At 71.3% G+C, this 23,443-nt stretch carries 24 protein-coding genes; 6 read left to right on the forward strand and 18 right to left on the reverse strand.

The window, feature by feature from the left end:
• Positions 1 to 14: 14 nt before the first annotated feature.
• From JIG36_RS27885 to JIG36_RS27930, 10 genes are all read right to left on the reverse strand, one after another.
• Positions 15 to 896: an MBL fold metallo-hydrolase gene (locus JIG36_RS27885; protein WP_203379370.1), complete on the reverse strand. Its 882-nt coding sequence runs from the start codon at positions 894 to 896 to the stop codon at positions 15 to 17.
• Positions 893 to 2,032 carry an FAD-dependent monooxygenase gene (locus JIG36_RS27890; protein WP_203379371.1) on the reverse strand — a complete coding sequence of 380 codons (1,140 nt, stop codon included), beginning with the start codon at positions 2,030 to 2,032 and terminating at the stop codon, positions 893 to 895. Before JIG36_RS27890 ends, JIG36_RS27885 begins: the two co-directional genes overlap by 4 nt.
• Complete coding sequence (locus JIG36_RS27895) at positions 2,025 to 2,564, reverse strand: YbhB/YbcL family Raf kinase inhibitor-like protein (RefSeq protein WP_203379372.1); 540 nt, start codon at positions 2,562 to 2,564, stop codon at positions 2,025 to 2,027. The genes JIG36_RS27890 and JIG36_RS27895 overlap by 8 nt, the downstream gene beginning before the upstream one ends.
• Entirely contained in the window at positions 2,554 to 3,204 is a 651-nt protein-coding gene (locus JIG36_RS27900) for a cupin domain-containing protein (RefSeq protein ID WP_203379373.1), read from the reverse strand. The genes JIG36_RS27895 and JIG36_RS27900 overlap by 11 nt, the downstream gene beginning before the upstream one ends.
• Before the next feature lie 11 nt (positions 3,205 to 3,215).
• Positions 3,216 to 4,085 carry an amidohydrolase family protein gene (locus JIG36_RS27905; RefSeq protein ID WP_203379374.1) on the reverse strand — a complete coding sequence of 290 codons (870 nt, stop codon included), beginning with the start codon at positions 4,083 to 4,085 and terminating at the stop codon, positions 3,216 to 3,218.
• A 2-nt stretch (positions 4,086 to 4,087) separates the two neighbouring features.
• A complete protein-coding gene (locus JIG36_RS27910; RefSeq protein ID WP_203379375.1) occupies positions 4,088 to 5,140 on the reverse strand; it encodes an ABC transporter permease in 1,053 nt (350 codons plus the stop codon).
• 1 nt (position 5,141) lies between these two features.
• Positions 5,142 to 6,230 (reverse strand): ABC transporter permease, encoded by a 1,089-nt coding sequence (locus JIG36_RS27915; RefSeq protein ID WP_203379376.1) that lies wholly within the window; start codon positions 6,228 to 6,230, stop codon positions 5,142 to 5,144.
• Entirely contained in the window at positions 6,227 to 7,738 is a 1,512-nt protein-coding gene (locus JIG36_RS27920; RefSeq protein WP_203379377.1) for an ABC transporter ATP-binding protein, read from the reverse strand. Before JIG36_RS27920 ends, JIG36_RS27915 begins: the two co-directional genes overlap by 4 nt.
• A 1-nt stretch (position 7,739) precedes the next feature.
• Positions 7,740 to 8,774 (reverse strand): BMP family lipoprotein, encoded by a 1,035-nt coding sequence (locus JIG36_RS27925; protein ID WP_203379378.1) that lies wholly within the window; start codon positions 8,772 to 8,774, stop codon positions 7,740 to 7,742.
• 192 nt (positions 8,775 to 8,966) lie between these two features.
• Positions 8,967 to 9,677: a GntR family transcriptional regulator gene (locus JIG36_RS27930; RefSeq protein WP_203379379.1), complete on the reverse strand. Its 711-nt coding sequence runs from the start codon at positions 9,675 to 9,677 to the stop codon at positions 8,967 to 8,969.
• A 190-nt stretch (positions 9,678 to 9,867) separates the two neighbouring features.
• Between JIG36_RS27930 and JIG36_RS27935 the strand changes: the two genes are divergently transcribed.
• Together JIG36_RS27935 and JIG36_RS27940 are read left to right on the forward strand one after the other, a co-directional pair.
• Entirely contained in the window at positions 9,868 to 10,578 is a 711-nt protein-coding gene (locus JIG36_RS27935) for a siderophore-interacting protein (RefSeq protein WP_203379380.1), read from the forward strand.
• A gap of 92 nt (positions 10,579 to 10,670) precedes the next feature.
• Positions 10,671 to 11,846, forward strand: a complete 1,176-nt coding sequence (locus JIG36_RS27940) for an FAD-dependent monooxygenase (protein ID WP_203379381.1) — start codon at positions 10,671 to 10,673, stop codon at positions 11,844 to 11,846.
• 2 nt (positions 11,847 to 11,848) lie between these two features.
• Here the strand turns inward: JIG36_RS27940 and JIG36_RS27945 are convergent, their stop codons facing one another.
• A complete protein-coding gene (locus JIG36_RS27945; protein ID WP_203379382.1) occupies positions 11,849 to 12,043 on the reverse strand; it encodes a hypothetical protein in 195 nt (64 codons plus the stop codon).
• A gap of 39 nt (positions 12,044 to 12,082) precedes the next feature.
• Here JIG36_RS27945 and JIG36_RS27950 point away from each other — a divergent pair, with 39 nt between their 5' ends.
• Positions 12,083 to 12,247, forward strand: a complete 165-nt coding sequence (locus JIG36_RS27950; protein ID WP_203379383.1) for a hypothetical protein — start codon at positions 12,083 to 12,085, stop codon at positions 12,245 to 12,247.
• Positions 12,248 to 12,261: 14 nt separating this feature from the next.
• Here the strand turns inward: JIG36_RS27950 and JIG36_RS27955 are convergent, their stop codons facing one another.
• Positions 12,262 to 12,900 (reverse strand): DedA family protein, encoded by a 639-nt coding sequence (locus JIG36_RS27955; RefSeq protein ID WP_203379384.1) that lies wholly within the window; start codon positions 12,898 to 12,900, stop codon positions 12,262 to 12,264.
• A 121-nt stretch (positions 12,901 to 13,021) separates the two neighbouring features.
• Positions 13,022 to 13,921 (reverse strand): M56 family metallopeptidase, encoded by a 900-nt coding sequence (locus JIG36_RS27960; RefSeq protein WP_203379385.1) that lies wholly within the window; start codon positions 13,919 to 13,921, stop codon positions 13,022 to 13,024.
• A 74-nt stretch (positions 13,922 to 13,995) separates the two neighbouring features.
• Between JIG36_RS27960 and JIG36_RS27965 the strand changes: the two genes are divergently transcribed.
• A complete protein-coding gene (locus JIG36_RS27965) occupies positions 13,996 to 14,376 on the forward strand; it encodes a BlaI/MecI/CopY family transcriptional regulator (RefSeq protein ID WP_307872938.1) in 381 nt (126 codons plus the stop codon).
• Between the two features lie 112 nt (positions 14,377 to 14,488).
• Complete coding sequence (locus JIG36_RS27970) at positions 14,489 to 16,654, forward strand: RCC1 domain-containing protein (RefSeq protein ID WP_203379387.1); 2,166 nt, start codon at positions 14,489 to 14,491, stop codon at positions 16,652 to 16,654.
• Between the two features lie 49 nt (positions 16,655 to 16,703).
• Here JIG36_RS27970 and JIG36_RS27975 read toward each other — a convergent pair whose 3' ends face one another.
• The 5 genes from JIG36_RS27975 to JIG36_RS27995 form a co-directional block, all read right to left on the reverse strand.
• The gene (locus JIG36_RS27975) at positions 16,704 to 17,711 is read right to left on the reverse strand and encodes an ATP-binding protein (RefSeq protein ID WP_203379388.1); all 1,008 of its coding nucleotides are present in this window, start codon (positions 17,709 to 17,711) and stop codon (positions 16,704 to 16,706) included.
• A gap of 34 nt (positions 17,712 to 17,745) precedes the next feature.
• Entirely contained in the window at positions 17,746 to 18,699 is a 954-nt protein-coding gene (locus tag JIG36_RS27980) for a sensor histidine kinase (RefSeq protein ID WP_203379389.1), read from the reverse strand.
• A 47-nt stretch (positions 18,700 to 18,746) separates the two neighbouring features.
• Positions 18,747 to 19,070 (reverse strand): STAS domain-containing protein, encoded by a 324-nt coding sequence (locus JIG36_RS27985; protein ID WP_203379390.1) that lies wholly within the window; start codon positions 19,068 to 19,070, stop codon positions 18,747 to 18,749.
• Between the two features lie 311 nt (positions 19,071 to 19,381).
• On the reverse strand, positions 19,382 to 21,013 hold the full coding sequence (locus JIG36_RS27990; protein ID WP_203379391.1) for an ABC transporter permease: 1,632 nt from the start codon (positions 21,011 to 21,013) through the stop codon (positions 19,382 to 19,384).
• Positions 21,010 to 21,900 carry an ABC transporter ATP-binding protein gene (locus JIG36_RS27995; RefSeq protein WP_438870768.1) on the reverse strand — a complete coding sequence of 297 codons (891 nt, stop codon included), beginning with the start codon at positions 21,898 to 21,900 and terminating at the stop codon, positions 21,010 to 21,012. The genes JIG36_RS27990 and JIG36_RS27995 overlap by 4 nt, the downstream gene beginning before the upstream one ends.
• A gap of 243 nt (positions 21,901 to 22,143) precedes the next feature.
• On the opposite strand from JIG36_RS27995, the gene nhaA reads away from it, so the two are divergent.
• On the forward strand, positions 22,144 to 23,409 hold the full coding sequence (gene nhaA / locus JIG36_RS28000; protein ID WP_236048398.1) for a Na+/H+ antiporter NhaA: 1,266 nt from the start codon (positions 22,144 to 22,146) through the stop codon (positions 23,407 to 23,409).
• Positions 23,410 to 23,443: the final 34 nt, after the last annotated feature.

Consider the following 23,443-nt stretch of genomic DNA (forward strand, 5'->3'; position numbering starts at 1 on the left):
GGGGGGGAGTCCTTTCACACTCGGGCCAGCGCGGCCCAGGAATTGATGACGAAGGCGTCGCCGTCGGCGGCGACGGTGCAGGCCGAGTGGCCGCCGAAGTGACCAGGGAACACCACGAGGTTCCGGTCGGCGGCCTCGGCCAGCAGGCGGCGGCGCGCAGCCCGGGCCATGGCCTGGTCCTCGCACCAGCAGGAGTTCACGTCGGGCTGGGTGATCTGCACCGGGGAGTGCAGCATGTCGCCCACGAACAGCGCACCCGATTCGAGGCGCAGGACCGACGAGCCCGGCGTGTGGCCGGGATGCGCCTCCAGCACCAGACCGGAGTCGATGCGGTGCGAACCGCTCCACAGCTGGACCAGCCCGGCCGCGTGCACGGGCGCGACGCTGTCCTCGAACACGTTCTGGTTGCCGTCACCCGGCGGGCGGGGGTTCTTCAGCGGGTTCCAGTAGTCGAAGTCGGCGGCCGGCATGAGATAGGTGGCGTTCGGGAACGTCGGCACCCACTCGCGGCCGTCGAGCCGGGTGTTCCAGCCGACGTGGTCGACGTGCAGGTGCGTGTTGATCACGAGGTCGACGTCGCCCGGAGCCACTCCGGCCGCGGCCAGATTGGCCAGGTAGGCCGTGTTGTGGTGCGCGTAGACCGGAGCGTACGGGCGTTCCTTGCCGTTACCGGCACCGGTGTCCAGCAGGATCGTGCGTCCCTGACTGCGGATCAGCCAGGTGTGCAGCACCGTGCGCAGGGTCCCGGTGGCGCTGTCGTAGAAGTCGGGGTCGTCGAGCGCCGCCCAGTAGTCCGGCGTGCTGTCGGGGAACAGGAAGCCCGGCGTGCCCTTGCTCGGGCCGGCGAACTCCTGGACCCGGGTGATCTCGACATCGCCGATCACGACGGTGTTCACCGGTTGACCTCCGGTACGGGATACAACGCGATCGTCTCGGGGGTGGCCGCGTCGAGCACGAAGTTCGCCGTCTCCATCACCTCGGGGGTGAATCCGTTGCCCTTGGCCAGGGTGCGGGTCTCGGCCATGTACGCACTACGGGCCTGGGCGGCGTCGGTCATCGCCCGCTGCTTGGCCTCCCACGCGGCCAGCCCCTCGTCCACGCTCTCGTACTGCCCGAGCGTGTGCGCCAGCTCGACGGCGTTGACGATGCCGACGCTCGCGCCCTGGCCGAGCGCCGGGCACATGGCGTGCGCCGCGTCGCCGACCACGACGGCCCGCCCGGCCGCCCACGGCGTGACCCGGTTGGTCTGGTAGGCGTCGTGGCGGCCGCCGGTGGCCCGGCCGGCCAGCTCGATGACCGGGGCCAGGTGCGGGAAGCGGGCCGACCAGATCTCCGGGTCGATCGGGATGCGCGACGCCCGCTCGTTGCTGGTGGTCGCCATCATGCCCATGTAGATCGTGTCGGGTCCGGTGGTGATGAACAGGATGCGCATGGCGTCCGGTTCGAGGGTCCAGTAGTCGATGACCCGGTTCCACTCCGGCCCGGCGAACTCCTCGGGCCGGGCCACCAGCACCCGGCAGACGCCGTCCTGGTACTTCTTGCGTTCCTGGGTGAGCGTGGGCAGCGAGTTGCGTACGGCCGAGCCCGCCCCGTCGGCGCCGATCACCAGGTCGGCCTCCAGGCGGGTGCCGTCGGCCAGCAGCAAAGCGCCCGACGGGTCGGCGCCGACGGCCTTCGACCCCGTACGGATGTCGACCCCGGCCGCCCGGGCCGCGTCGCTGAGCAGCTCGTGCAGTTTGGGCCGGGTGATCGCCCAGTACGGATAGCCGGCCAGCTCGGGCGTGAACATCTCGCCGTTGAGGCTGGTGGCGTAGACGTCCGGGACCACGCCGTGGGCCCGGATCGCGGGCGCGACACCGATCACCTCGAGCGCGAGCATCGCGTTGCGCCACAGCAGGATGCCCGCGCCGAAGTCGCGCAGCTCGTCGTTCTGCTCGTGCAGCCGGACGCTCCAGCCGGCCCGGGCCAGGGCGATGCCGGCGGTGAGACCGGCGAACCCGCCCCCGGCCACTTCGGCGTGCTTGTCACTCATGTCCGGCCTCCACCGAGTCGACCCAGCCGGTCACGTGACCGCGCGCCAGGGTGTGGAAGTGCAGGTTGAACCCGAGCACGGTCGGGGTGAGGCCGGGGTCGATCTCGAGCACCGGCACGTCGACCGCGTGCACCACAAAAACGTACCGGTGCCGCCCCGACGCGGGTGGCGGGTTCGGGCCGACGTACTGCGACAGCCGTACGTCGTTGGGCAGCGTCAGCACCCCATCGGGCAGGTCGGGGCTGCCCGGGGCGCCCGCACCGGCCGGCAGCGACGTGACCGTGGCCGGGATGTTGGCCACGGCCCAGTGCATGAACCCGATGCCGGTCGGGGCGTCCGGGTCGTAGCAGGTGATGGCGAAGCTGCGGGTGCCCTCCGGGAAGCCGGACCAGGACAGCTGGGGCGAGGTCTGCTTGCCGCCGATGTCGGGATCGCGGAGTTCGACCGGCAGTTCGCCGCCGTGGGTGAAGTCGTCGCTGCGCACGTCGAACGACGGCGCGGGGGTGACGGAGGCGTACGGGTCATCGGTCATGGCGGTTCTCCTTGATGATCACTTCGAACAGGCGCATCGGGGCGGTGACGGTCAGAACGCCGGTGGGGACGGCGAGCACATCGCCTTCCCCTAGAGCGCGCCCGTCGATCGACCCGGCGCCGGACATGACGAAGAGGAAACTCTTCGACAATGTGTGGTCGCCGATCGGGACGTCGCGCACGAGGCACTGCCCGTCCGGCCCGTCGAAGACGACTTCGGGAAGGGAGCCCAGCACGCCCTCGGCCCCGAGGAAGGCGGACGGCTGCACGCCGTCACGGAACGGCGGGACCGGGGTCGTGTGCACGTAGACCTTGCGGATCGTCTCGCGGATGTCCCACTGCCCGGTCCATCCGTAGGGCAGCACGATCACGCTGTCGGCGGTGAGCAGGTGCTGGGTGCCGTCCTGGTCGGTGATGGTGGCGTCGCCTTCGAGGATGTACATGAACGAGCCACGCTTGTCCTTCACCCGCGGGTAGACGCCGGCATCGCAGGCCCAGACCGCGAAGAAGCCGTCGGCGTCGTCGGAGACCACGATCTCGTACGCGAAGGGGACGCCGGAGACGATCGGTTCCATCGAGATCTCGACGGGCAGCTCGCCCCGGCGGACGTGCTCGCCGTCGAGGTAGGGAAGCGGAGACACAGGGGGTCCTTTCAGAGCGGTTCGAGGGCGGGCGCGGTGATGCCGAGCAGGTCGAAGGAGGGCCGGTGCAGCAGGTCGTGCAGCTCCTCGTCGGTGATCGAGGTGAGCCCGAACTTCTGGGTGTGCGTGGCCACCCGCTGCAGGGTGTCGATGGCGTTGGCGGTGCCGACCATGGGCGAGTCGCTGCCGAAGAGCACCTTGGCCAGCACCCCGTACTCCTTGGCCGCGCACAGCGCGTTGGCCAGCACGGTCGGACGGTTGGGGATGGCCGAGGTGTCGGCGAAGATGTGCCGGTGCCGGCGCATCACGGTGACGGTCTCGTAGATCCACGGGTGACCCATGTGCGCGATGATGATCTTGAGTTCCGGGAACGCGGTCGCCACGTCGTCGAGCAGCAGGGGATTGGCATCGGGCAGGCGTCCGGCGGCCGTGAAGATGGCCCCCTGGTGGATCATCACCGGCAGCCCGAGCCGTTCGGCCGCGCTGAACACCCGCAGATACAGCGGATGCAACGGCGACGTGCCCTGATAGATCGGGCCGAGCTTGATGCCGGCCAGGCCAAGGTCGAAGTGGGCCCGCTCGATCTCCTCGACGGCGTCGTGGCGGGTCGGGTCGACCGACAGGAAGCCGACGGTCTGCCCGCCGATGTCGCGGACGAACCCGGCGACCGCATCGTTGGGCACCATGATGCCGGACGCCTGGGCCTGCAGACCGAACACGATGGTCCGCTCGGCCGGTTCGACCTGGGCGCGGTAGCCGTCGCGGGTGACTTCGTCGATCGCCCCTTGGGCGTGCTTGCGGGCCACCCGGGTCAGGTCGTCGGTCCAGGGTGAGGCCTGGTGGTCCGGGATCCAGAAGTGGGTGTGCACGTCGGTGATCAAGGTCAGGCCTCGCTTCGGACATAGGGAAGGGTCAGAGCCGACGGCGCGCGATGCCGCGAGGCGCCGCCCGCGGCCAGCGCCACCAGCGCCAGGACGTAGGGCATGGCCAGCCACAGGGAGGCCGGCAGGGACACCACCGGATGCACCACGGCCAGGGCGACCAGGGCGATCAGCACGGCCCCGCCCACCACCAGGCCCCGCCGCATCACGATGAGGCCGGCCAGCACGGCGATGGCGGCGGCGGTCCAGATCTCGCCCGGCACCGCCGGCATCGACTGCAGACGCAGCTGGACCGCGTCGGTCACCGCGAAGATGGCGACGGCGGCCAGCAGCCCGCGCAGGCGCCAGGCGCCGAACAGCACGGCGGCGATGGCGAGGTAGCCGCGGCCACCGGTCATGTCCTCGCGGAACACGCCGACGTCGCCGATCGAGATGTAGGCGCCGGCCGCCCCGGCCAGGGCGCCCGAGACGAGCACCGCGGACCAGCGCAGGCCGCGCACGCTGACCCCGGCGGCGTCGGCGGCGACCGGGGTCTCGCCGGTCGCGGCCAGGTTGATGCCCCAGGTGGTGCGGTACATGACCAGCGCCGCCAGCCCCACGACGGCCAGGGTGGCCCAGATGAACAGGTCCTGGTCGAACAGCAGCGGGCCGGCGACCGGGATGTCCGACAGCAGCGGGATCTCGATGCGGGGCAGCGGCTTGAAGGTCTGCGGCTCGGGCACGAAGTGCTGGTCGAGGAACGTGGTCAGGCCCAGGCCGAGCACGCCGATGGCGATGCCGGCGACGATCTGGTCGACCTTCACCTCGATCGCCAGCAGGCCCATCAGCGCGGCCAGCAGCAGCCCGCCCGCGATCCCGCCGAGGAAACCGAGGGCCTGGTTCTCGACCCGGGTCATCGTCAGGTATCCGGCGAACGCCCCGGCCAGCAGCACCCCCTCGAGCCCGACGTTCATCACACCGGCCCGCTGGCTGATGAGCTCGCCGGTCGCGGCCATCAGGATCGGCGCCGCGATGGTCAGCGCCGAGACCAGGAAGGCGATATCGAAGACACCCATGTCAGGCCACCAGTTCCTTCTCGGTGGAGGGAGTCGTCGTCACCGGTGCCGCCGGGCGCCGGGCCGCGCGGCGCCGCCTCAGCAGCATCGCCGCGACCAGCACCAGCACGATGACCGCGCCCTGCAGCACCGAGGTCAGCGACGACGGCACGTCGAGCAGGGCCTGCAGCGAGGTGCCACCGACGTTGAGCGAGGCGAAGACGATCGCGGTGACGATCGCGCCGATCGGTGAGTTGCGGGCCAGCAGCGCCACCGCGATGCCGTTGAAGCCGATCCCGGCCTCGAAGCCCTCGCTCAGCCAGGGCGCCGAGCCGGCGAACAGCAGCGCGGCACCGGCCAGACCGGCCAGGCCACCCGAGATCACGATGGCGCTGACGCCCATCCGGACCGGGTTGATGCCGTTCCAACGGGCGGCGTCGAGGTTGCCGCCGGCGGCACGCAGCTCGAAGCCGAACACGGTGCGGGCGAACAACCAGATCAGGGCGGCCGCGAGCAGCGGCAGCAGGATCACGTCGTACGAGAGGGTCCGTCCCGGCACCGACTCGACGGCCGGCCAGAGGGTGGACGCCGGGAAGTTGGCCGACTGCGGCTGCTGGTCGAGCGAGCCCTGCAGCGGGCCGCGGACCAGCCAGGCCAGCACCTGCAGGGCGACCAGGTTCAGCAGCAGAGACGAGATGATTTCCAGTACGCCTCGAGACGCCCACAGCCAGGCGACGATCCCGGCCCACAGGGCGCCTCCGGCGATCCCGGCCAGGGCACAGGCGACGATGGCGAGCACCCTCGGCACACCGTCGCACTGCAGGCCGACGGCCGCCGCGGCACAGCCGCCGATGACGACCTGACCGGGGAAGCCGACGTGCATGCGGCCGGCCTTGTCGGCGACGATCCAGCCGAGCGCCACCAGGAACAGCGGGACGGCCTGGGTCAGCGTCGTGCCGGCGTTGGTGGGCGAGCCGAAGGTGCCGTTCCAGAACGCCGTCGCCGCGTCGCCGGGGGAGACACCGATCGCGAGCAGCAGCAGGGCGGCGAACAGCAGGGTCGCGGCGGCCACCGCGAGCTGGGTCAGAACCCGTACGGCGAAGGCTTTCACGGTCTCACCTCCGACGAGGTCATCAGGGCACCGATGCGCGAGCGAGTGGCCTCGGCCGCGTCGAGGACGCCGCGCACGCGCCCGTGGGCGAGGACGGCGATGCGGTCGGACAGGGCGATCACCTCGTCGAGATCCATGGAGATGAGCAGAACGGCGCCGCCACGGTTGCGGTGCTCGGTCAGCCGCCGGTAGACGAATTCGGTGGCGCGCACGTCCAGGCCGCGTACGGGCTGGACCGCGATCACCAGCGAGGGCTCGGTGGACAGCTCACGGGCGAGCACCGCCTTCTGCTGGTTGCCGCCGGAGAGCCGGGCCATCGGCTGGTTCTCGCCGGTGGCACGCACCTCGTACTCGGTCATCAGCCGCCGGGCCCGCAGCCGGGCCGCCCCGAGGTTGATGCGACCGCGCCGAGCCAGCGGGGCCTGGCGCAGGGCACGCAGGTTGATGTTCTCGCCCAGGGTCATGCCGCCGACCACCGCGACGTGGTGCCGGTCCTCGGGGATGAGCGCGCCTCCGGCGGCGTAAAAGGCTTGCGGCGTACGGCGTTCCAGCCGTTGACCGGAGAGCTCGACGCTTCCGGCGGCGGCCGGACGGATGCCGAGCACGGCCTCGACCAGCTCGGCCTGGCCGCTGCCGGCCACCCCGGCCACGCCGACGATCTCGCCCGCGTGCACCGTGAGGTCGACCTCCGCCAGGCGATCCACGCTCAGGTCTCTGATCACCAGGGTCGGGGCGCCGGGCGACGCCGGGGTGCGTTCCCGGCGTGGGGCGACGGACTCGCCGACCATCAGCTCGACCAGGTGCTCGGGTGTGGTCCCGGCGATGTCGCCGGTGCCGGCCACCGCGCCGCCCCGCAGCACCGTCCAGCGGTCGGCCACCGAGAAGACCTCGGAGAGCTTGTGCGAGATGAGCACGACGGCGTGCCCCTCGCCGGCCAGGCGGCGCATCAGCTTGGCCAGCTCGTCCCATTCGCCGGGGCTGAGCGAGGCGCTGGGCTCGTCGAAGATGAGCAGGCGGGCGCCGCGGCACAGCAGTTTGACGATCTCGAGGCGTTGCCGTTCGCCGACCGAGGCGTCGGCGACCAGACGGTCCGGGTCGATCCGCAGGCCGGTCGAGGCCTCGACCTCGGCCGCCCGGCGGCGCGCGGCGGCTCGCCCGTTGCGCCACGGCACGGCGGCCGGGGCCATGGCGAGGTTCTCGAGTTCGGTCAGCGTCGGCACGAGGGTGAAGTGCTGGTGGACCATGCCGATCCCGGCCCGCAGCGCCTGTTCCGGGCGCCGGAAGGCCACCGGCGTGCCGTCGAGGCTCATCGTGCCCTCGTCCGGCTGGTAGAGGCCGGTGACGATCCGCATCAGGGTGGTCTTGCCGGCGCCGTTCTCGCCCAGCAGGGCGTGCACCTCGCCCCAGGCGATGCCGAGGTCGATCCGGTCGTTGGCGGTGAAGGCCCCGAACCGTTTCGTGATGCCGGAGAGGCGGAGGGCTTCGTCGGGTCCGGGATCGGCGGCCATGTCAGCGCTGCTCGAAGGCGTAGCTCGGCTGGGGCAGCAGGACGCCCTTCTCGGGCACGACGGTGCCGTCCGAGATCTCTTTCGTGATCTTCTCGGCCAGCGCCTTCTGCTCGTCGGTGCCCTTGCCGGGGCAGAACTGGAAGGACAGCGCCCCCGACTTGAGGCCGAAGCTGATCGCGCCCGCCTTCAGCGTGCCCGCGGCGGCCTCGGTGACCGAGGCCTTGAGCACGTCCGACCAGTTCACGACCCCGGAGCCGATGATGTTGGGGTTCTCGTCGCAGTGCAGCGCGAAGACGTTGTAGACGCCCGTGCCGGCCTTGGCGTCGGCCGCCTGATAGATGCCTTCGGAACCGGAGTCCAGGTCGGACAGGATCTGGTCGGCGCCGTTGGCTATCATCGCCTCGGCCGCCTGCTTGGCCTTGCCGACGTCGTTGTAGTCGTTGGTGTAGGCCTGGGCCACGGAGGTCGCCGGGTTCTCGATCTTGGCGCCCTGGGCCATGCCGTAGTACCAGGCCGTCGACGACGGCACCTCGGGTCCGGCGATCATGCCGATCTTCTTGCTCTTGGACGCGTTGGAGGCGACCGCGCCGGCCACCATGGCGTTGAGCCCGACGGCCACCGTCACCGAGCTGACGTTGGGGGCCAGGGCTTCGAGATCCGAGGCGATCAGCACGAAGTGCGTGTCGGGGTACTTGGGCGCGACGACGGCGACGGCCTTGTTGAGCACGGCGCCGTCGGCCACCACCACGTCGTTGTTGGCGGCCAGCGACTGCAGGCCCTCGATCTGCTCCTGCGACTCGGCCGCGTTGTCGACGATCGAGGTGAGCTTGAGCTTCGGGTCGGCGTCGACCGCGGCCTGCACGCCGGCCAGCGCGTACTGGGTGAAGCCGCCGTCGTTGCGGGGCGCCGGAGCCAGGAAGCCGATGGTGGTGCTGTCGTCGGCCGCTCCGGCCGCCTCGTCACTGCCGCCGCCGCAGCCGGCGAGCAGGACTGGTATGGCTGTCGCGAAGGAGATGAGGGCAAGTCGGGTACGCATGGGGGTGACCTCTCGTTCGGTCTCACCGAAACAAACTGGTATGGCAGATTTAAAGCCACTAGCTGTTCATCTTTGCGGTGCGAGGAACAGTTTGCGTATCTGCCATACCAGTCGTCAAGGGGTCGGGAGCCGGTAACCCAGACTTCACGTGAGGGTGGGCCTACGAAACGTGGCCGAAAACTGCCATACCAGTTACAGGTCGAACTTGGTGGCGACCTCGTCCTGCAGCTCGGAGCGGCCGCTGCGTACGTGCACCCGCATGGCCTCCTCGGCGGCGTCCGCGTCGTGGGCGCGCAGAGCTTTGACGAGGGCCAGGTGTTCCTCGTACGACCGGTGCATCCGGCCCTCGCGGCGCGTGACGATGGACGACAGGAACCCGCGGTTGAGCTGCTGGACGAGCAGGTTGTAGTGGTCGAGCAACCGCCCGTTGCCGGCCCCGACGGCGATCAGCTCGTGCAGCCGGGCGTCGATGGTGCTGTAACCGTCGAGGTCGGCCGACTCGACCGCGCGGCCCATGTCGGCCATGACCTCGTCGATCTCGGACAGCAGCTCGTTGTTGGCGCGTCCGGCGCAGAGCCGCGCGGCCATGCCCTCGACCGCCTCCCGCACCTCGAACAGATCGAGGATCTCGTGGCGCCGCAGGCTCTTCACGAACGTGCCGCGGCGGTGCTCGATGGTGAGGAAGCCCGCCGACTCGAGTTCCTTGAGCGCCTCGCGCACCGGCATGCGGCTCACCCCGAACCGGGTGGCCAGCCGGGCCTCGGACAGCTTCTCGCCCGGCTTGATCACCCCGGCCGCGATGTCACGCCGCAGCTGCTGCGCGATCGCGTGCTTCTTGGAGGCCTCGAGCTCACCCTCGACGAGACCGCCGGGAACTGAGGGTCCCCGTTCGGCTTTCGGCACCGTCGCCCCTTTCGCGTGACTCGGTGCCGTCACCATAACGTCAGGCGCCTCGCCGGGTGCAGCGAAGGGCCGGGAGGTCTGGCGGCTTTCCGGTGTGCGATGGCGGAGGACTGGTGGCCGGTGCGATCTCGACAGTCCTAACGTCGGCCGCGCCCGCCTTTCCGCAACCAGGAACGCCCGGAGGAACACCATGAGCCGACTCGCCGACCGGCTGGCCGATCTTGCCGCCACCGCGATGTTTCGTGCTACCACCGTGACCGAGGTCAGCCGGCTGTCGCCTGCCTTCACCCGGGTGCGGCTGACCGACGAGGCGTTCCGGAAGCAGGTGTGGACGCCGGGGGCGAAACTTCAGATCCGCCCGCGGCGGGGCTCCTTCTCCTTCCGCACCTACACTCCGGTGAGCTGGGACGAGGCGCAGGGCGCGGTGGAGCTGATCGCGTACCTGCACGGCGACGGTCCCGCCTCGCAGTGGTTCAAGCGGGTCGCCGTCGGTGACACGTGCGAGGTGTTCGGCCCGCGCGCCTCGATCGACCTGCCGGGCGTCACCGGTCCCGTGGTCTTCGCCGGCGACGAGTCGAGCGTGGCCCTCGCCTGCGCGCTGCGGACTTTGACGGACGACGTCTCGTACGTCTTCGAGTCCGACGATCCGGCCGGCCTCGACGAGATCCTGGCCGGCCTGAACCTCGCCGAGCGGGCGACGTCGGTGGCGAGGACCGCGGACCGGGCCGCCCTGCTGGGACATCTCCGCGAGGCCGCGTCCGGCGGGCCCTACACGCTCGTGGTCACCGGGGACGCGGCGACGGTTCACGCGGTCCGGCGTGACAGCCGCACCTGGGCCAGCGGACCCAGGCAGATCAAGGGCAAGGCCTACTGGGCCGAGGGCCGCGCCGGGCTCGACTGAGGTTGGCGGTTTTCCGGCATCATTCGGTCAGTTGCCGGTGGTTCCCCGATTCTTGGCCGCCCACAGTTGGGCGCATGGTCAAGGAGGCAGTGATGAGCGAGGAACGGGGCCGGGTGCTGGTGTCCGGCGCGAGTGTGGCCGGGCTGACGGTTGCCTGGTGGCTCGACCGCTACGGGTTCGAGGTGACGGTGGTCGAGCGGGCGCCCGGTCTGCGCCCGGGTGGGCAGGCGCTCGACGTCCGGGGGCCGGCGCTCGAAGTGGCGCGGCGGATGGGTGTGCTGGAGCAGTTCCGGAAGCGGACCACCGAGCTGCGCGGGATGTCGATGGTCGACAACTCGGGGGCCGAGATCTATCGCACGACGGAACGGACGCTGACCGGCGGGCGCCTCGACTCCGAGGACCTGGAGGTGTTGCGGGACGATCTGGTCGACGTCCTGCACGGGGCCTGCGGGCCGGGGGTCCGGTTCGTTTTCGACGATCGGATCGCCGCTCTGGAGCAGGACGGGTCCGGTGTCGATGTGCGGTTCGAGAAGGCGGCGCCGGAGCGGTACGACGTGGTGATCGGCGCCGACGGCGCGCATTCGGGGACCCGCAAGCTGGTGTTCGGGCCGGAGAAGCCGTTCCTGCGGTACATGGGTGGCTACGTGGCCGTCATGACCATCCCCAACTTCCTCGGCCTGGACCGCTGGCAGACGTTCCTGATGGCCGGCGACGCGGCGGGGGCCGGGCTGATCGGCCTCGACGGTGGCAGTGAGGCGCGGGCCTATCTCGGGTTCGAGAGCGAGGAGCCGGTCGAGTACGACTACCGCGACGAGACTGCGCAGAAGCGGCTGATCGCCGAGCGGGCCGGCGGACTGGGCTGGGTCGTGCCGCGGATCCTGCAGCACATGCGTGACGACGCGACGGGGTTCCATTTTGACGCCCGCATTCAGGTGATCATGGAGCATTGGACGAAGGGGCGGGTGGCGCTGGTCGGGGACGCCGGCTACGCGGTCTCGCTGACCACCGGGCAAGGTGCGTCGATGGCGATGGCCGGCGCGTACGTGCTGGCCGGTGAGATCGCGGCGGCGGCCGACCCGGCCACGGGCATCGCCCGCTACGAGGACGAGATCCGCGACTACGTGCTGCGGAACCAGGCGGCGGCGCGGCAGCTCAACGACCAGAATCACAGCGACGAGGAGCCGGCCGGGCCGGGCGACTTCGCCGATTTCGGCGCCCTGGTCGAAGCCCTGACGCTGAAGGACTACCGCACGGCGGCCGACAGCTGACCCTATGCCGGGCGGATCGGCTTGACCTCGATGCGTGTCTGGAGGTCGCACACCTTCGCGATCTGCTCACCTTCCGGGAAGATTCTCGGCGGGCCGGCTACGGTGGCGTCGCTCGCATACTCGGCCAAGTCGTCCGCGAAGCTCAGCAGAGCCTGGCGGATCGGAGCGTCGGACAAGGTAGCTGTCCGGACGATCACACGCGCTCCTGGTGGGCCACGGCCGGGTTCATCGGGCTGATGCTGGTGGTCGCGGCCGTCACCTCGGCCCGCCGGATCACGACGCTGCGGCTGGGCCGGTGGGCGATCGTGCCGATCGCGGCAGGGGCGTTGCCGGTCGGTGTGCTGATCGTCGCGGCCGGCACGCTGCCGCTGACCGAGGCGGCGGTGCTGCCCATCGGCTGACCTGCCGGTCGGTTCTAGCGGGGGTCGGTGTTCCGGGTGCGGCGCCGGCTGCGGAGAAGTTCGATGCCGATCGGGACGACCGAGACGGCGACGATGCCGATGAGGATGAACTCGATGTTGTTCTTCACGAACGTGACCTGACCGAGGAAGTAGCCGAGGATGGTGACGCCGCAGCCCCAGAGCGTCCCGCCGAGCATGTTGTAGGTCAGGAAGGTTCGGTAGTGCATGTGGCCGGCGCCGGCCACGATCGGGGTGAACGTGCGGACGATCGGCACGAAGCGCGCGAGGACGATGGAGCGGGCGCCGTACCTGGCGAAGAAGCCGCGGGCCCGGGTCAGGTTCTCCTGTTTGAACAGCCGCGAGTCGGGGCGGCGGAACAGGGCGGGTCCGAGCCGGCGGCCGAAGACGTAGCCGAACTGGTCGCCGGCGATGGCGGCCACCGAGACCAGCAGGCACATCAGCCACAACGGCTGATGCAGGTAGGTGCCGTCGGCGACGAGCAGGCCCGCGGTGAACAGCAGCGAGTCGCCGGGCAGGAAGAACCCGATCAGAAGGCCGGACTCGGCGAACACGATGGCCAGGATGCCGATCACGCCGAAGGTGGAAATCAGCCACTCGGGATCGAGAAACGACGGTCCCAGAGCCGATGTCATCACAGATTCCCTCTCCGGCCGCAAGTGGTGCCGGCTTCTCGTGCCCCAGCCGGAGTCTCGCAAACCTACATGATGTAGGTATTTGCCCGGTGGTGCGGACGAGCGGGACGAGCCGGCCGCCTCACGTCGCGGCTTGCAGCAGTTCGAGCAGGTCGCGAGCGGCCTCGAAGGTCCAGACGACGGAGAAGCCGGCCAGCCCGGCCGGCAGGATCAGGAAGAACCAGGCCAGCCGCCGGCGCCGGGGTCGCAGCAGCTCACGGACCCGCTTGGGGACCACGCCGGGCTGTTCGGCCAGGTGGAGGCCGGCGCCCCGCCCACTGCCGGCCAGGGCCGCGGCCCCGACGGCCAGGGCAACCGACCGGCGGTCGCCCACCGACGCCGCCGCCTGTTCGTCGGCGGCGCGTTCGAGCAGATAGTCGACCCGGGTCGCGAGCACCCGCAGCAGCGGATGCACCGCGCATGCGAGCTCGGCCATCCGCGCCAGTCGATGATGGCCGCCCCGCAGATGTTCACGTTCGTGGGCGAGCAACGCCGCGTACTGCCGGTCGTCGAGCAGGTCGAGCATGCCCGTGGTGACCACGATGCGCCCGGGCGGCCCCTCCACGCTGAACGCCTCGGGCGCCGGATCGGGAACGATCAGGATCTCGCGATCGCTGGGCAGGTCGGCGAAGCCACCCACCAGCGCGAGGGCCGCACGATGGCGGCGACGCGTACGGAAGAACGCCGTCGCGGCCGCCAGCAGCAACACCAGGGAAAGCCAGGAGACCCACGGAACGGAGCTGGTGTCCTGCGCGACGACGCTGCTCGACCAGCCGAAGAGGCGACCGAGGACGGGGATCTCGGCCACCGCCTTGACCGCGAACAGGAAGAGATTGGCGACGCCGGCCGCGGCCGCACCGGCGGCGGACCAGGCCAGCACGGCGGCGGCCCGGCGCGGCGGCATGTGATCGGCCGCGACCATGGCCACCACGACCGTCAACGCCGGAACGATCAGCACGGACCATGCGAAATGATCGAACATGCGCCCCACCCGCCCCGGCCGCCAACCTCGTGCACCTGGGTCAGAGGTTATCCTGAGCCCGGAGGGCAGCGACTGTGACAACGAAGGACGGGCGCCGAGCGCCGGGCACACTGGAGGCCGATGTCATGGCGGTCCTCTGGGCGGCCGGTCGTCCCATGTCCGCTTCCGAGGTGCAGCAGCAGGTCGGCGGTGACCTGGCCTACAACACGGTGCAGACCATCCTGATCCGCCTGCACGAGAAGAAGACCCTGCAACGGGAACGGGCCGGACGCGGTCACGTCTATTGGCCGGTCGAGGACGAGTCGACCGCGGCCGCTTCCCAGATGCGGGCCGCCCTGGCCAATCGCCCCGACCGGCACGCCGTGCTGCAACGGTTCGCCGCGTCGCTCGACGAGTCCGACGCCGAGGTCCTGCGCCAGTTGCTGGCCGAGACCGACCACCAACGCGGCACATGAGGCCGGCCGTCCACTGATTTGCTGCTCAGCACACCGCCGCGGCCGGATGCGCTCAGGTCGGCCGCCGGGCCGCCGATGTGTCAGTGTGAAGCGGCGGGCAGCATTTGTTGTGGTGCTTCTGGCGCTGCTGGCCCCGAGCCTGTCGGCCGGCGCCATCGCGGCCCCCTTCACGGACACCGCGCGCAGCAGTGCCGTGCTGGCCGGCAGCGACGACTTCTTTCCCGGCGCGGTCTACCGCTGGGGGCTCGATCAGGCCACAGCCACTTCCCCCGTACGGTTCGGCACCGCCTCGTACACCAGCATCAGCACCGGCGTGGGGCACACCTGTGGCATCCGTACCGACCAGTCGCTGTGGTGCTGGGGAATCAATTCGTTCGGCCAGCTCGGCCTCGGCACCACTGACAGCGAGCCGCACGGTCCGGCCCGGGTGGGCTCGTCGACCTGGCTGACCGTGGCCGCCTACAACCGGTGGACCTGCGCCGTCCGTACGGACCGGGCCCTGTTCTGCTGGGGTTACAACTCCGAGGGTCAGCTGGGCCTGGGCGACACGGCCAACACGCGCTGGGCGCCGACGCAGGTCGGGTCGGCGACGAACTGGGCGAACCTGGGCCTCACCGCCTCCAGCACCTGCGCCACGACTACGGCGGGCACGCTCTATTGCTGGGGCGGCAACTTCAACGGTCAGCTCGGGCAGGGTGACACCACCGACCGGTCCAGTCCGGCCCAGGTGCCGGGAACGACGTGGGCGAACCTCGTCTTCGCGTCGTGGGCGCACATCTGTGCCACCCGCACCGACGGCACGCTGTGGTGCTGGGGCTGGAACGGCAACGGCCAGCTCGGCCAGGGCAACACCACCCAGCGGCTGACCCCGGTGCAGGTGGGCACCGACACGAACTGGGCCATGGCCGGTGGCGGGACACAGCACACGTGCGCCGTCCGCACCAACGGCACCCTGTGGTGCTGGGGTGCGAACGCCGTCGGTCAGCTCGGCCTCGGCGACAACACCCAGCGGCTGAACCCGGTGCAGGTCGGCGCGGCCACGAACTGGGCCACGGTGGTCGCCTCGGACTACAGCACCTGCGCGACCCGCACCGACGGCACCCTGTGGTGCTGGGGCGAGGGGACCTCGTACGAGCTGGCTCTGGGCGACGCGGACGCGACCAACCACAACACGCCGGCGCAGGTCGGCGCGGCCACCACATGGTCGACGCTCACCATGGTGTGGCGGGGCGGCTGCGGCACCCGCACCGACGGCAGCGCCTGGTGCTGGGGCACCAGCACGAACGCACACTACCTGGCCCCCATCCCGGCGCCGGCGCTGTTCGACGCGGCCACCACGTCGTACGCCTCCGCCGGTGACAGTCACGTCTGCGCCGTACGCACCGACGACACGCTCTGGTGCATGGGCAACAACGACGCCAACCAGCTCGGTCAAGGCAACAATCTCGGCCGGAGCACCATGACCCAGGTCGGCTCGGACACCGACTGGGCGTCGGTCGCGGCCGGCGGCACCAGCTCCTGCGCGATCAAGACCGACGGCTCGCTGTGGTGCTGGGGCGGCAACGGCGCCGGCCAGCTGGGCCTCGGCAACAAGGCCAACCGGTCGGCGCCGAACCGGGTCGGCACGGGCACCTATCTGCAGGTGTCGACAAGCACGGACCACACTTGCGCCGTACGCACGGACAACTCCCTGTGGTGCTGGGGTGCCGGCAGCAACGGTCAGCTCGGGGTCGGCGACACCTCCGAACGGCTCGCGCCCGCCCAGGTCGGCAGTGACTCCTGGGCCGTGGTGTCGGCCGGGGTCAACTCGACCTGCGGCATCCTGCTCACCGGCCGGACGCTGCAGTGCTGGGGACTCGGCGGCAGCGGCCAGCTCGGTCAGGGCAGTACGGCGACGGCCAACGCGCCGATCGCGGTCGACGCCGCCCAGCAGTACGCGGCGGTGTCGGTGGGCGACAGTTTCGCCTGCGCCCGCCGCGTGGCCGGCACGCTGTGGTGCTGGGGTTCCAACACCAACGGCCAGCTGGGCGTGGGCGACACCACCAACCGCACGTCGCCGGCCCAGGTCGGGTCGGTGTCGACGTGGCGGCAGGTCGGTCTGGGCGCCAAGCACACATGCGCCGCGCAGGACGACGGCACGGTGTGGTGCTGGGGCGCCGACGGCAACCTCCAGCTGGGCCAGAACGGCACCGGCGAGCGCACCACGCCGGGCCAGGTGACCATCATTGCGAGCCGGCGTCTGGCGGTCGGCCGGTTCAGCACCTACGCCCTCGGCTGACCGGCGACGGGCCCGGACGGTCCGGTGTCCCGAGCCGCAGCCGGCGGTCTCAGCGCCGACGGCGACGGCGGACGGCCAGGTCGGCGCGGGCGCGGGCGATCTCGGCGCGGGCGAGGGCGCCGACAGTGCGGTTGTGCCGGGTGGTGACGGCGGTGGCCGCCCGTACGGTGAAGGCGTCGCCGGCCCGCCACAGGTCGATGTCGTCGCAGAGCTGGCGGGCCAGCCACAAGCCGGCGCCGGCGCGGCGGCCCGAGGCGGGTGACGGACGGTAGCCGAGAGTGGGATCGGATACGCCGGGCCCGTGGTCGGTGACGCGGCACTCGATCGTGTCGCCGGTGATCCAGAGGGAGATCTCCAGTGGCGGGGCGCCGTGCAGGTAGCCGTTGGTGGCGATCTCGTTGACGGCGGCGACGAAGTCGGTGCGTACGAGGGCCGGCAGGCCGGCCAGGCGGGCGGCCAGGTCGCGGCGGATCGCGAGCAGGTTCTCCAGGGTTCCGCCGTCGGTGATGTGCAGTGCGGGTGGATGTGGGGGCGCGGCCCGGGGGCTCCGCGGGGCGAGCCGGCGAAGCATGTCGGCCGGGTCGGCGTGGTCGGGGTTGGGCCGGCGTCCGAGCGGGGTGAGCAGGGCCGGATGGGCGCGAACGAGGTCGGCGAGCAGTTGGTGCGGGGTGGTGGCCGGGTATGCGCAGACGATGTCGACATCGCTGCCGGCCAGGGCCAGGTCGACGGCGGTCTCGCAGCGGGTGGCCCGCCGCCACGCCGACAGGGTCCCGCCCGTCTCGGGTTCGGCGACGATCGTGACCGCGGTGCCGGCCGTGCGTCGCAGCCGGCGATAGGCGGCGAGCGCGGCGGCGGGGCGGGTGTGGATATCGGGCCGGTCCGCCCGCAACACCTCGTGGCCGGCGAGCGCGGCGCCGGCGGCGGCCTCGTTCTCAGCGCGGCAGGCCAGGACGACCAGGTGGTCACCGGGTGGCGGGTCGGCGGCGAGGCGGTCGTGCAGGTTCTGGGCGTCCCGATAGACGAGGGCGGCGTGCCTCACCGAGGGCGCGTCGGACATGATCACCACCTCGCTCGGCGTCCGGCCCGGCTGGTCACGCCGCTGCGGGGTCGTCCAGGTTGCGATGGGTCAGAGCGTGCGGGAAGTAGAGCCGGACGGCCGTGCGGCCCGGGTCGGTCTGGGTGAGCACGATGTCGGCGAACTGCCGTGCGAGCCACAGCCCGGTCCCGGTGGAGGCCTGTGCGGGCGACCGGTAGCCGGCATCCGGGGCGATCGGGCGCGCCCCACGGTCGTCGACCTGGACCACGAGGATGCCGTCGTGGTGCCAGGCCCGCAGCCGCACCGGCGGCAGCCCGTGCTGCAGGCCGTTGGTGACGACCTCGTTGACGGCCACGGTGATCTGACCCGTTGCCCGGGCGGAGAACCCGTGGCCGGTGGCCCAGTCCGTGACGACGGTCCGGGCCGGTTCGAGCTCGGTCAGAGCGGAGAGGGTCAGGTCGACGTCGGTGGCCGGCGGGGCCGGGGGCATGGTGACCTGGGAGCGGCCGGACAGGTAGGCGTGCGCGGGGACGAACGTGTTGTTGGCCTGCACACCCCGGTCGGTCAGCTCGTGATCGTGAATGCTCCGGACGCCTTCGATGACCAGCGTGGGGTGCCGGCGGCTGTCCCACAGGCACGTCACCGGGCAGTTGTACTCGGCGTAGGTGTCATTGCAGATCGACTCGTACGACAGGTAGGCCGCGACCCGGTCGATCGGAGCGTCCAGATCGGTCGGGATGTCCGGTTCGGCGATCACGTGCACGCTGCGGCCCTCGGCGTGCTGCTGGCGCAGGAAACGGCGGAACGCCTCGTACGCGAAACCCAGACGCTGATAGAAGGCGCTGGAATCGCCCCAGGTCAGCGCCTCGGCGTCGGAACCCAGCCGGGCCCGCAGAACGCTTTCGGTGGCCGGGCTGACCACGATCAGGACCGGCTCACCACGGGCGGCGTGACCGCGCAGGACCGGCACCAGAAGCCGGTCGAGCGTGTCGTCGGAGTCGATGATCAAGGCGGTGTGCTCGAAACGGCCTAAGGTCGGCCGATCGGCGGGCGCGCTCACGGCTCTGTCCCGTCGGTCTCGGCGGCGGTGCGTGGCGACCGGTCGAGCACCAGCCCCGGCAGGTCGGTCGCCTCGCACAGATCCAGGACCTGCCACACGGGCCCGGAGCAGGTCACCTGGGCGATGGCGTCGGCGGCCCGGGCGGCCGCCGCGACCGACTCGATCATGTGCAGCCCGGCCGCGCTGAAGAACGTCACCCGCCCGAGATCAACAATCGTGATGGCGCCGATGATCGCGGCGCACAGCCGGTCGGCCACCGGCCCGGCGTTGGCCTGATCGATCGAACCGGACACGGCGATCTTCTCGTTGGTCCAGATCATCGGAGGCAGGTGCGGACGACACCGCCAGTCTGCCACTGCGCGGGCCCACCGCGACGGTCACCACACCTTCGGTTCTTTTCAGGGATCCGGCCGTGGTGTGCGGTCCGGCCCGGCCGCGATGTCTATGTGGAGGATGAACCGCCTGGTGACGCCGCGGTCAGCCAGCGGTGGACGGATGTGAACGGTGCGAGTCGTCCGGCGCACCACGCCACCGGAGCGGATGTGGCGACCTGCGGCGGCTGCGGGTAGCGGCATACGAGGTGGCAGCCGTCGCGCCGGGCGAAAAGGGCGGCCGGGTGGCTCGCCGATTCTCACAAGCGCAGGTCGCGGCGTGCGTAGGCGGCCAGCCCGGCGGCGCCGGCGCATGCGGCGATCGAGGTCATGACGGCGGCCGCCACCCAGTCCGGGCTCTCCAGCGGCACCAGGGCGATGTGTGCGTACGGGGAAAGCCCGGTGACCCAGACCGGCGCGCGGACGCTGTCGGCGATGACCAGGAGCAGGAATCCGCCCACGACCGGCAGCGCACCGAACCAGCCGATGGCTCGTGGCGCCACTCCGAGGGCGAGGGCCGAGGCGCCCAGCCCGAGCGCGGCGATCGGCAGGACGTTCAGGGCCCCGGCCACCGCGGCGGTCAGGCTCAGGGGAGCGCCCGAGATCGTCGTTCCGGCCCAGGTGGCCAGGGCGGCGACGAGGGCGAGCACCAAGGTGCCGGCGGCCGCGGTGGCAACCTCGATGCCGGCCAGTTTCTGCCGGGTGCGGGGTGCGGCGCACAGCAGGGTCAGCCGTCCGCTGTTCTCGTCGGCGAAGAAGGCGGTGAGACGCGTGGTCGCGAAGCCGCTGGCCGGCATGGCGAGCAGGGCGAACAGCGTTGCCGCGTAGCCCTCGACCGCGCCCAGGCTGCCGAAACCGGCTTGCCCGGCCAGATCGGCCAGTTCCGGGTTGTCGGCCAGGAAGCTGATCATGGACGCCGCGATGAGGCCGATGAGCAGGTAGTAGGCGGCGATTCCGGCCGCCCAGCCGGACAACGGGCGCAGCATCCGGCGCAGGGCGAACGCCGGGGCCGAGCCCAGCAGCGTCGTTCTCGGGGCGCGGCCGGCCCTCGGCGCCAGCCACCCACCGCGTACGTCCCGGCGGTTCGCGGCCACGGCCGCCGCGAGCACCGCTGCCGTCATCGCGGCGAGCACCATCAGGGGCAGCCAGCGGTTGGTGTCGTACGGGCGGGTCAGTCCGGTCAGGCCGAACGGCGTGAGCCAACGGAGCCAGCCGAGCGCCGCGACGCCGTCGCCGATCATGCGCACCATCAGCCCGGCCGCAAGAACTGCCGTGGCACTGCCGGTCGCCGCGGATCGGGCCGGGAAGATCTGCGCGGCGAGCAGGCCGGTCGCGGCGAAGAACACACCGGTCAGCCCCAGCCCTGCACCGTGGACCAGAGCTCCGGGCCGGTCGGTGCCGGCGGCGGACAGCGCCACACTCACCGCGGCACCCGTGGCCGCCGCGGCGAGCGACAGGATCGTGAGTTGACGGGCGAGCAGGTGGCGCGGTGTCACCAGACCGGCGAGCAGCAGCTCGGTCCGCCCGGATTCCTCCTCACCGCGGGTGATGCGCGTGGCGGCCAGCAGGCACCAGGCTCCGAGCAGCACGGACAGGAAGATGCCGGTGCGCCACACGGTGAATCCGCCGGGATCGCCGAGGTCACCCGGCTCGCCGAACAGGGTGCGGATGGCCGGGTTGGTGGCCAGCGAGGCGAGGGAAGCGGCCTGCTCGGGGCTCGCCACCACCTCGGCGTGGGTCGCGGCCACCAGGGCCGACATGCCGGCCGCGAGAACGCCGACGGCGAGGGCGCCGCGGCGGACCTGACGGACGGTCAGCCTGGTCACGGCCCGCCCGGGTGCGCCCGCCGTGCTCGGGGCGACGGGTGCTGGTGCAGCGTCGAGGGCGGTCATCGGGACGCCTGGCCGTAATAGGCGAGGAAGATCTCCTCGAGGCTCGGCTCGCGGACGGCCAGAGTGGTGACCTCCGCGGCGGCCAGGGCCCGCAACACGGGTGCCGGCGGACCGGTCAGGGACAAGCGGAGCCGTCCGGGGCCGGTTGACTCGATGTCCTCGACACCGCCGACCGCGTGGAGTTCCGGCGCCGGACCGGTGAAGCCGACCTCGATCTCCGTACGGTGCAGGCGACGCAGGTCGGCGACGGCGGCGATCTCGGCCAGCCGGCCGGCGCGCAGGATCGCGACCCTATCGCAGACGGCCTCGACCTCGGCCAGTTGATGAGAGCTGAGGAACACGGTCTGGCCGCGTTCGCGCGCCTCGAGCACGGCGGTGCGGAAGACACGTTCCATCAACGGGTCGAGCCCGCTCGTGGGTTCGTCCAGGATCAGCAGCGGCGCCCGGGTGGCGAACGCCGCCACGAGGGCGACCTTCTGCCGGTTCCCGGTCGAGTAGGTGCCGGCCGGCTTGCGCAGATCGAGGTCGAACCGCGCGACCAGCTCGTCCTGATAACCGCGGTCGGTTCCGGGGCCGGTGCGGGCGAGCAACTCCAGAATCTCGGCTCCGGTGAGATGCGGCCACAGCGCCACGTCGGCCGGCACGTAGGCGAGCCGGCGGTGGGCCGACCGCACATCGGTGGCGGGAACCCCGAAGATGTGGGCGCTGCCGCTGGTGGCCTGGGCCAGGCCGAGCAGCAACCGGATGGTGGTGGACTTGCCGGCGCCGTTGGGGCCGAGGAACCCGAACACCTCGGCCGGCTCGACGCTCAGATCGAGGCTGTCGAGGGCGTAGAGGCGCCCGTAGCGTTTGGTGAGGTGGTCGGTGCGGATGGCGGGCATGCTCATCGGAGCCTCCGGGGCAGGAGCGGACGCTACTGCCGACCAGACTTCCCGGCGCACCTCCGCTCACCGTACGCCGTGCCGCCCACCGGGGGAAGGCCGCACCGCCCAGTGGGCCGTGACCACTGCGTACGCCCGAGGTCTCCGCTAATGTCGTACGAAGGTGTGCCGGGAAGTCTGGTCGGCGATCGCTTTGCCGACCCCTCCGAGGAGTTCACCGTGGCCGCACCACCCACCAAGACCCTGCGCATGTTCGGCCGGGGCAGCTGGGCCGAGGCCCGCCGCGTCGCCGAAGTGCTGCGGATGGAGACGGTCGGCGGGATCCTGCTCCTGATCGCCGCGGTCATCGCGCTGATCTGGGCGAACACCCCCTGGTCGGACGTCTACCACGAACTGTCGGCATTCCGGGTCGGCCCGGCCGCCTGGCACCTCGATCTGTCCCTGGCCACGTGGGCGGCCGACGGACTGCTGGCCGTCTTCTTCTTCGTCGCCGGGCTGGAGCTCAAACGCGAGTTCGTCGCCGGTGACCTGCGGGAACCACGCCGGGCCGCGCTGCCGGTGGCGGCCGCCGTCGGTGGTATGGCACTACCGGCCGTGATCTTCGCTCTCATCGCGGCCCGGGCCGGCGGGGATGCGCTGGCCGGATGGGCGATCCCCACCGCGACCGACATCGCCTTCGCGCTGGCGGTGCTCGGCATCATCAGCACCCACCTGCCGGCGGCGCTGCGCACCTTCCTGCTGACGCTGGCCGTCGTCGACGACCTGCTGGCCATCACGGTCATCGCGGTCTTCTACTCGTCGTCGCTGCACCTGCTGTCGCTGCTCGGCGCCCTGGCCGCGGTGGCGGTCTTCGGTTTCCTCGTGCAGCGGGGCATCACCCGGTGGTGGCTGCTGTTCCCGCTCGCGGTCGTGGCCTGGGTCCTGGTGCACGAGTCCGGCATCCACGCCACGGTGGCCGGGGTGCTGCTGGCCTTCACCGTGCCGGTGCGCAGCCGCGACGGTGGTCACGGCCTGGCCGAACGGCTGGAGCACAGCTGGCGGCCGATCTCGTCCGGTTTCGCCGTTCCGGTGTTCGCGTTCTTCGCCGCCGGAGTCACCGTCGCCGACGCCGGCGGCCTCGGCGCGGGCCTGACCAGCACCATCACCATGGCGATCATCGTGGCGCTGGTCGTCGGCAAGGCGATCGGCATCACCGGCTCCACGTATCTGGTGCAGCGGTTCACCCGGGCCCAGATGGCCGAGGGGCTGAGCTGGTGGGACGTCGTCGGGGTGGCGCTGCTGGGCGGCATCGGGTTCACCGTGTCGCTGCTGATCGGCGAACTCGCGTACGGGGTGGGTTCGGCCGGTGACGGCTACGCCAAGATCGGAGTGCTCGCCGGTTCCCTGCTGTCCGCGCTGCTCGCCGCGGCTGTGCTGCGCGTGCGGAACCGCCATTACCGCAAGCTGCACGAGCGGGAGACCGCCGACGTGGACAACGACGGGATTCCCGACGTCTACCAGGATCGGCCTTCCTGAGCGCTCGGCCTTTCGTGAGCGCTCGGCCTTCGTA

It is taken from the genome of Paractinoplanes ovalisporus, assembly GCF_016834655.1.
GTDB lineage: Bacteria > Actinomycetota > Actinomycetes > Mycobacteriales > Micromonosporaceae > Actinoplanes > Actinoplanes ovalisporus.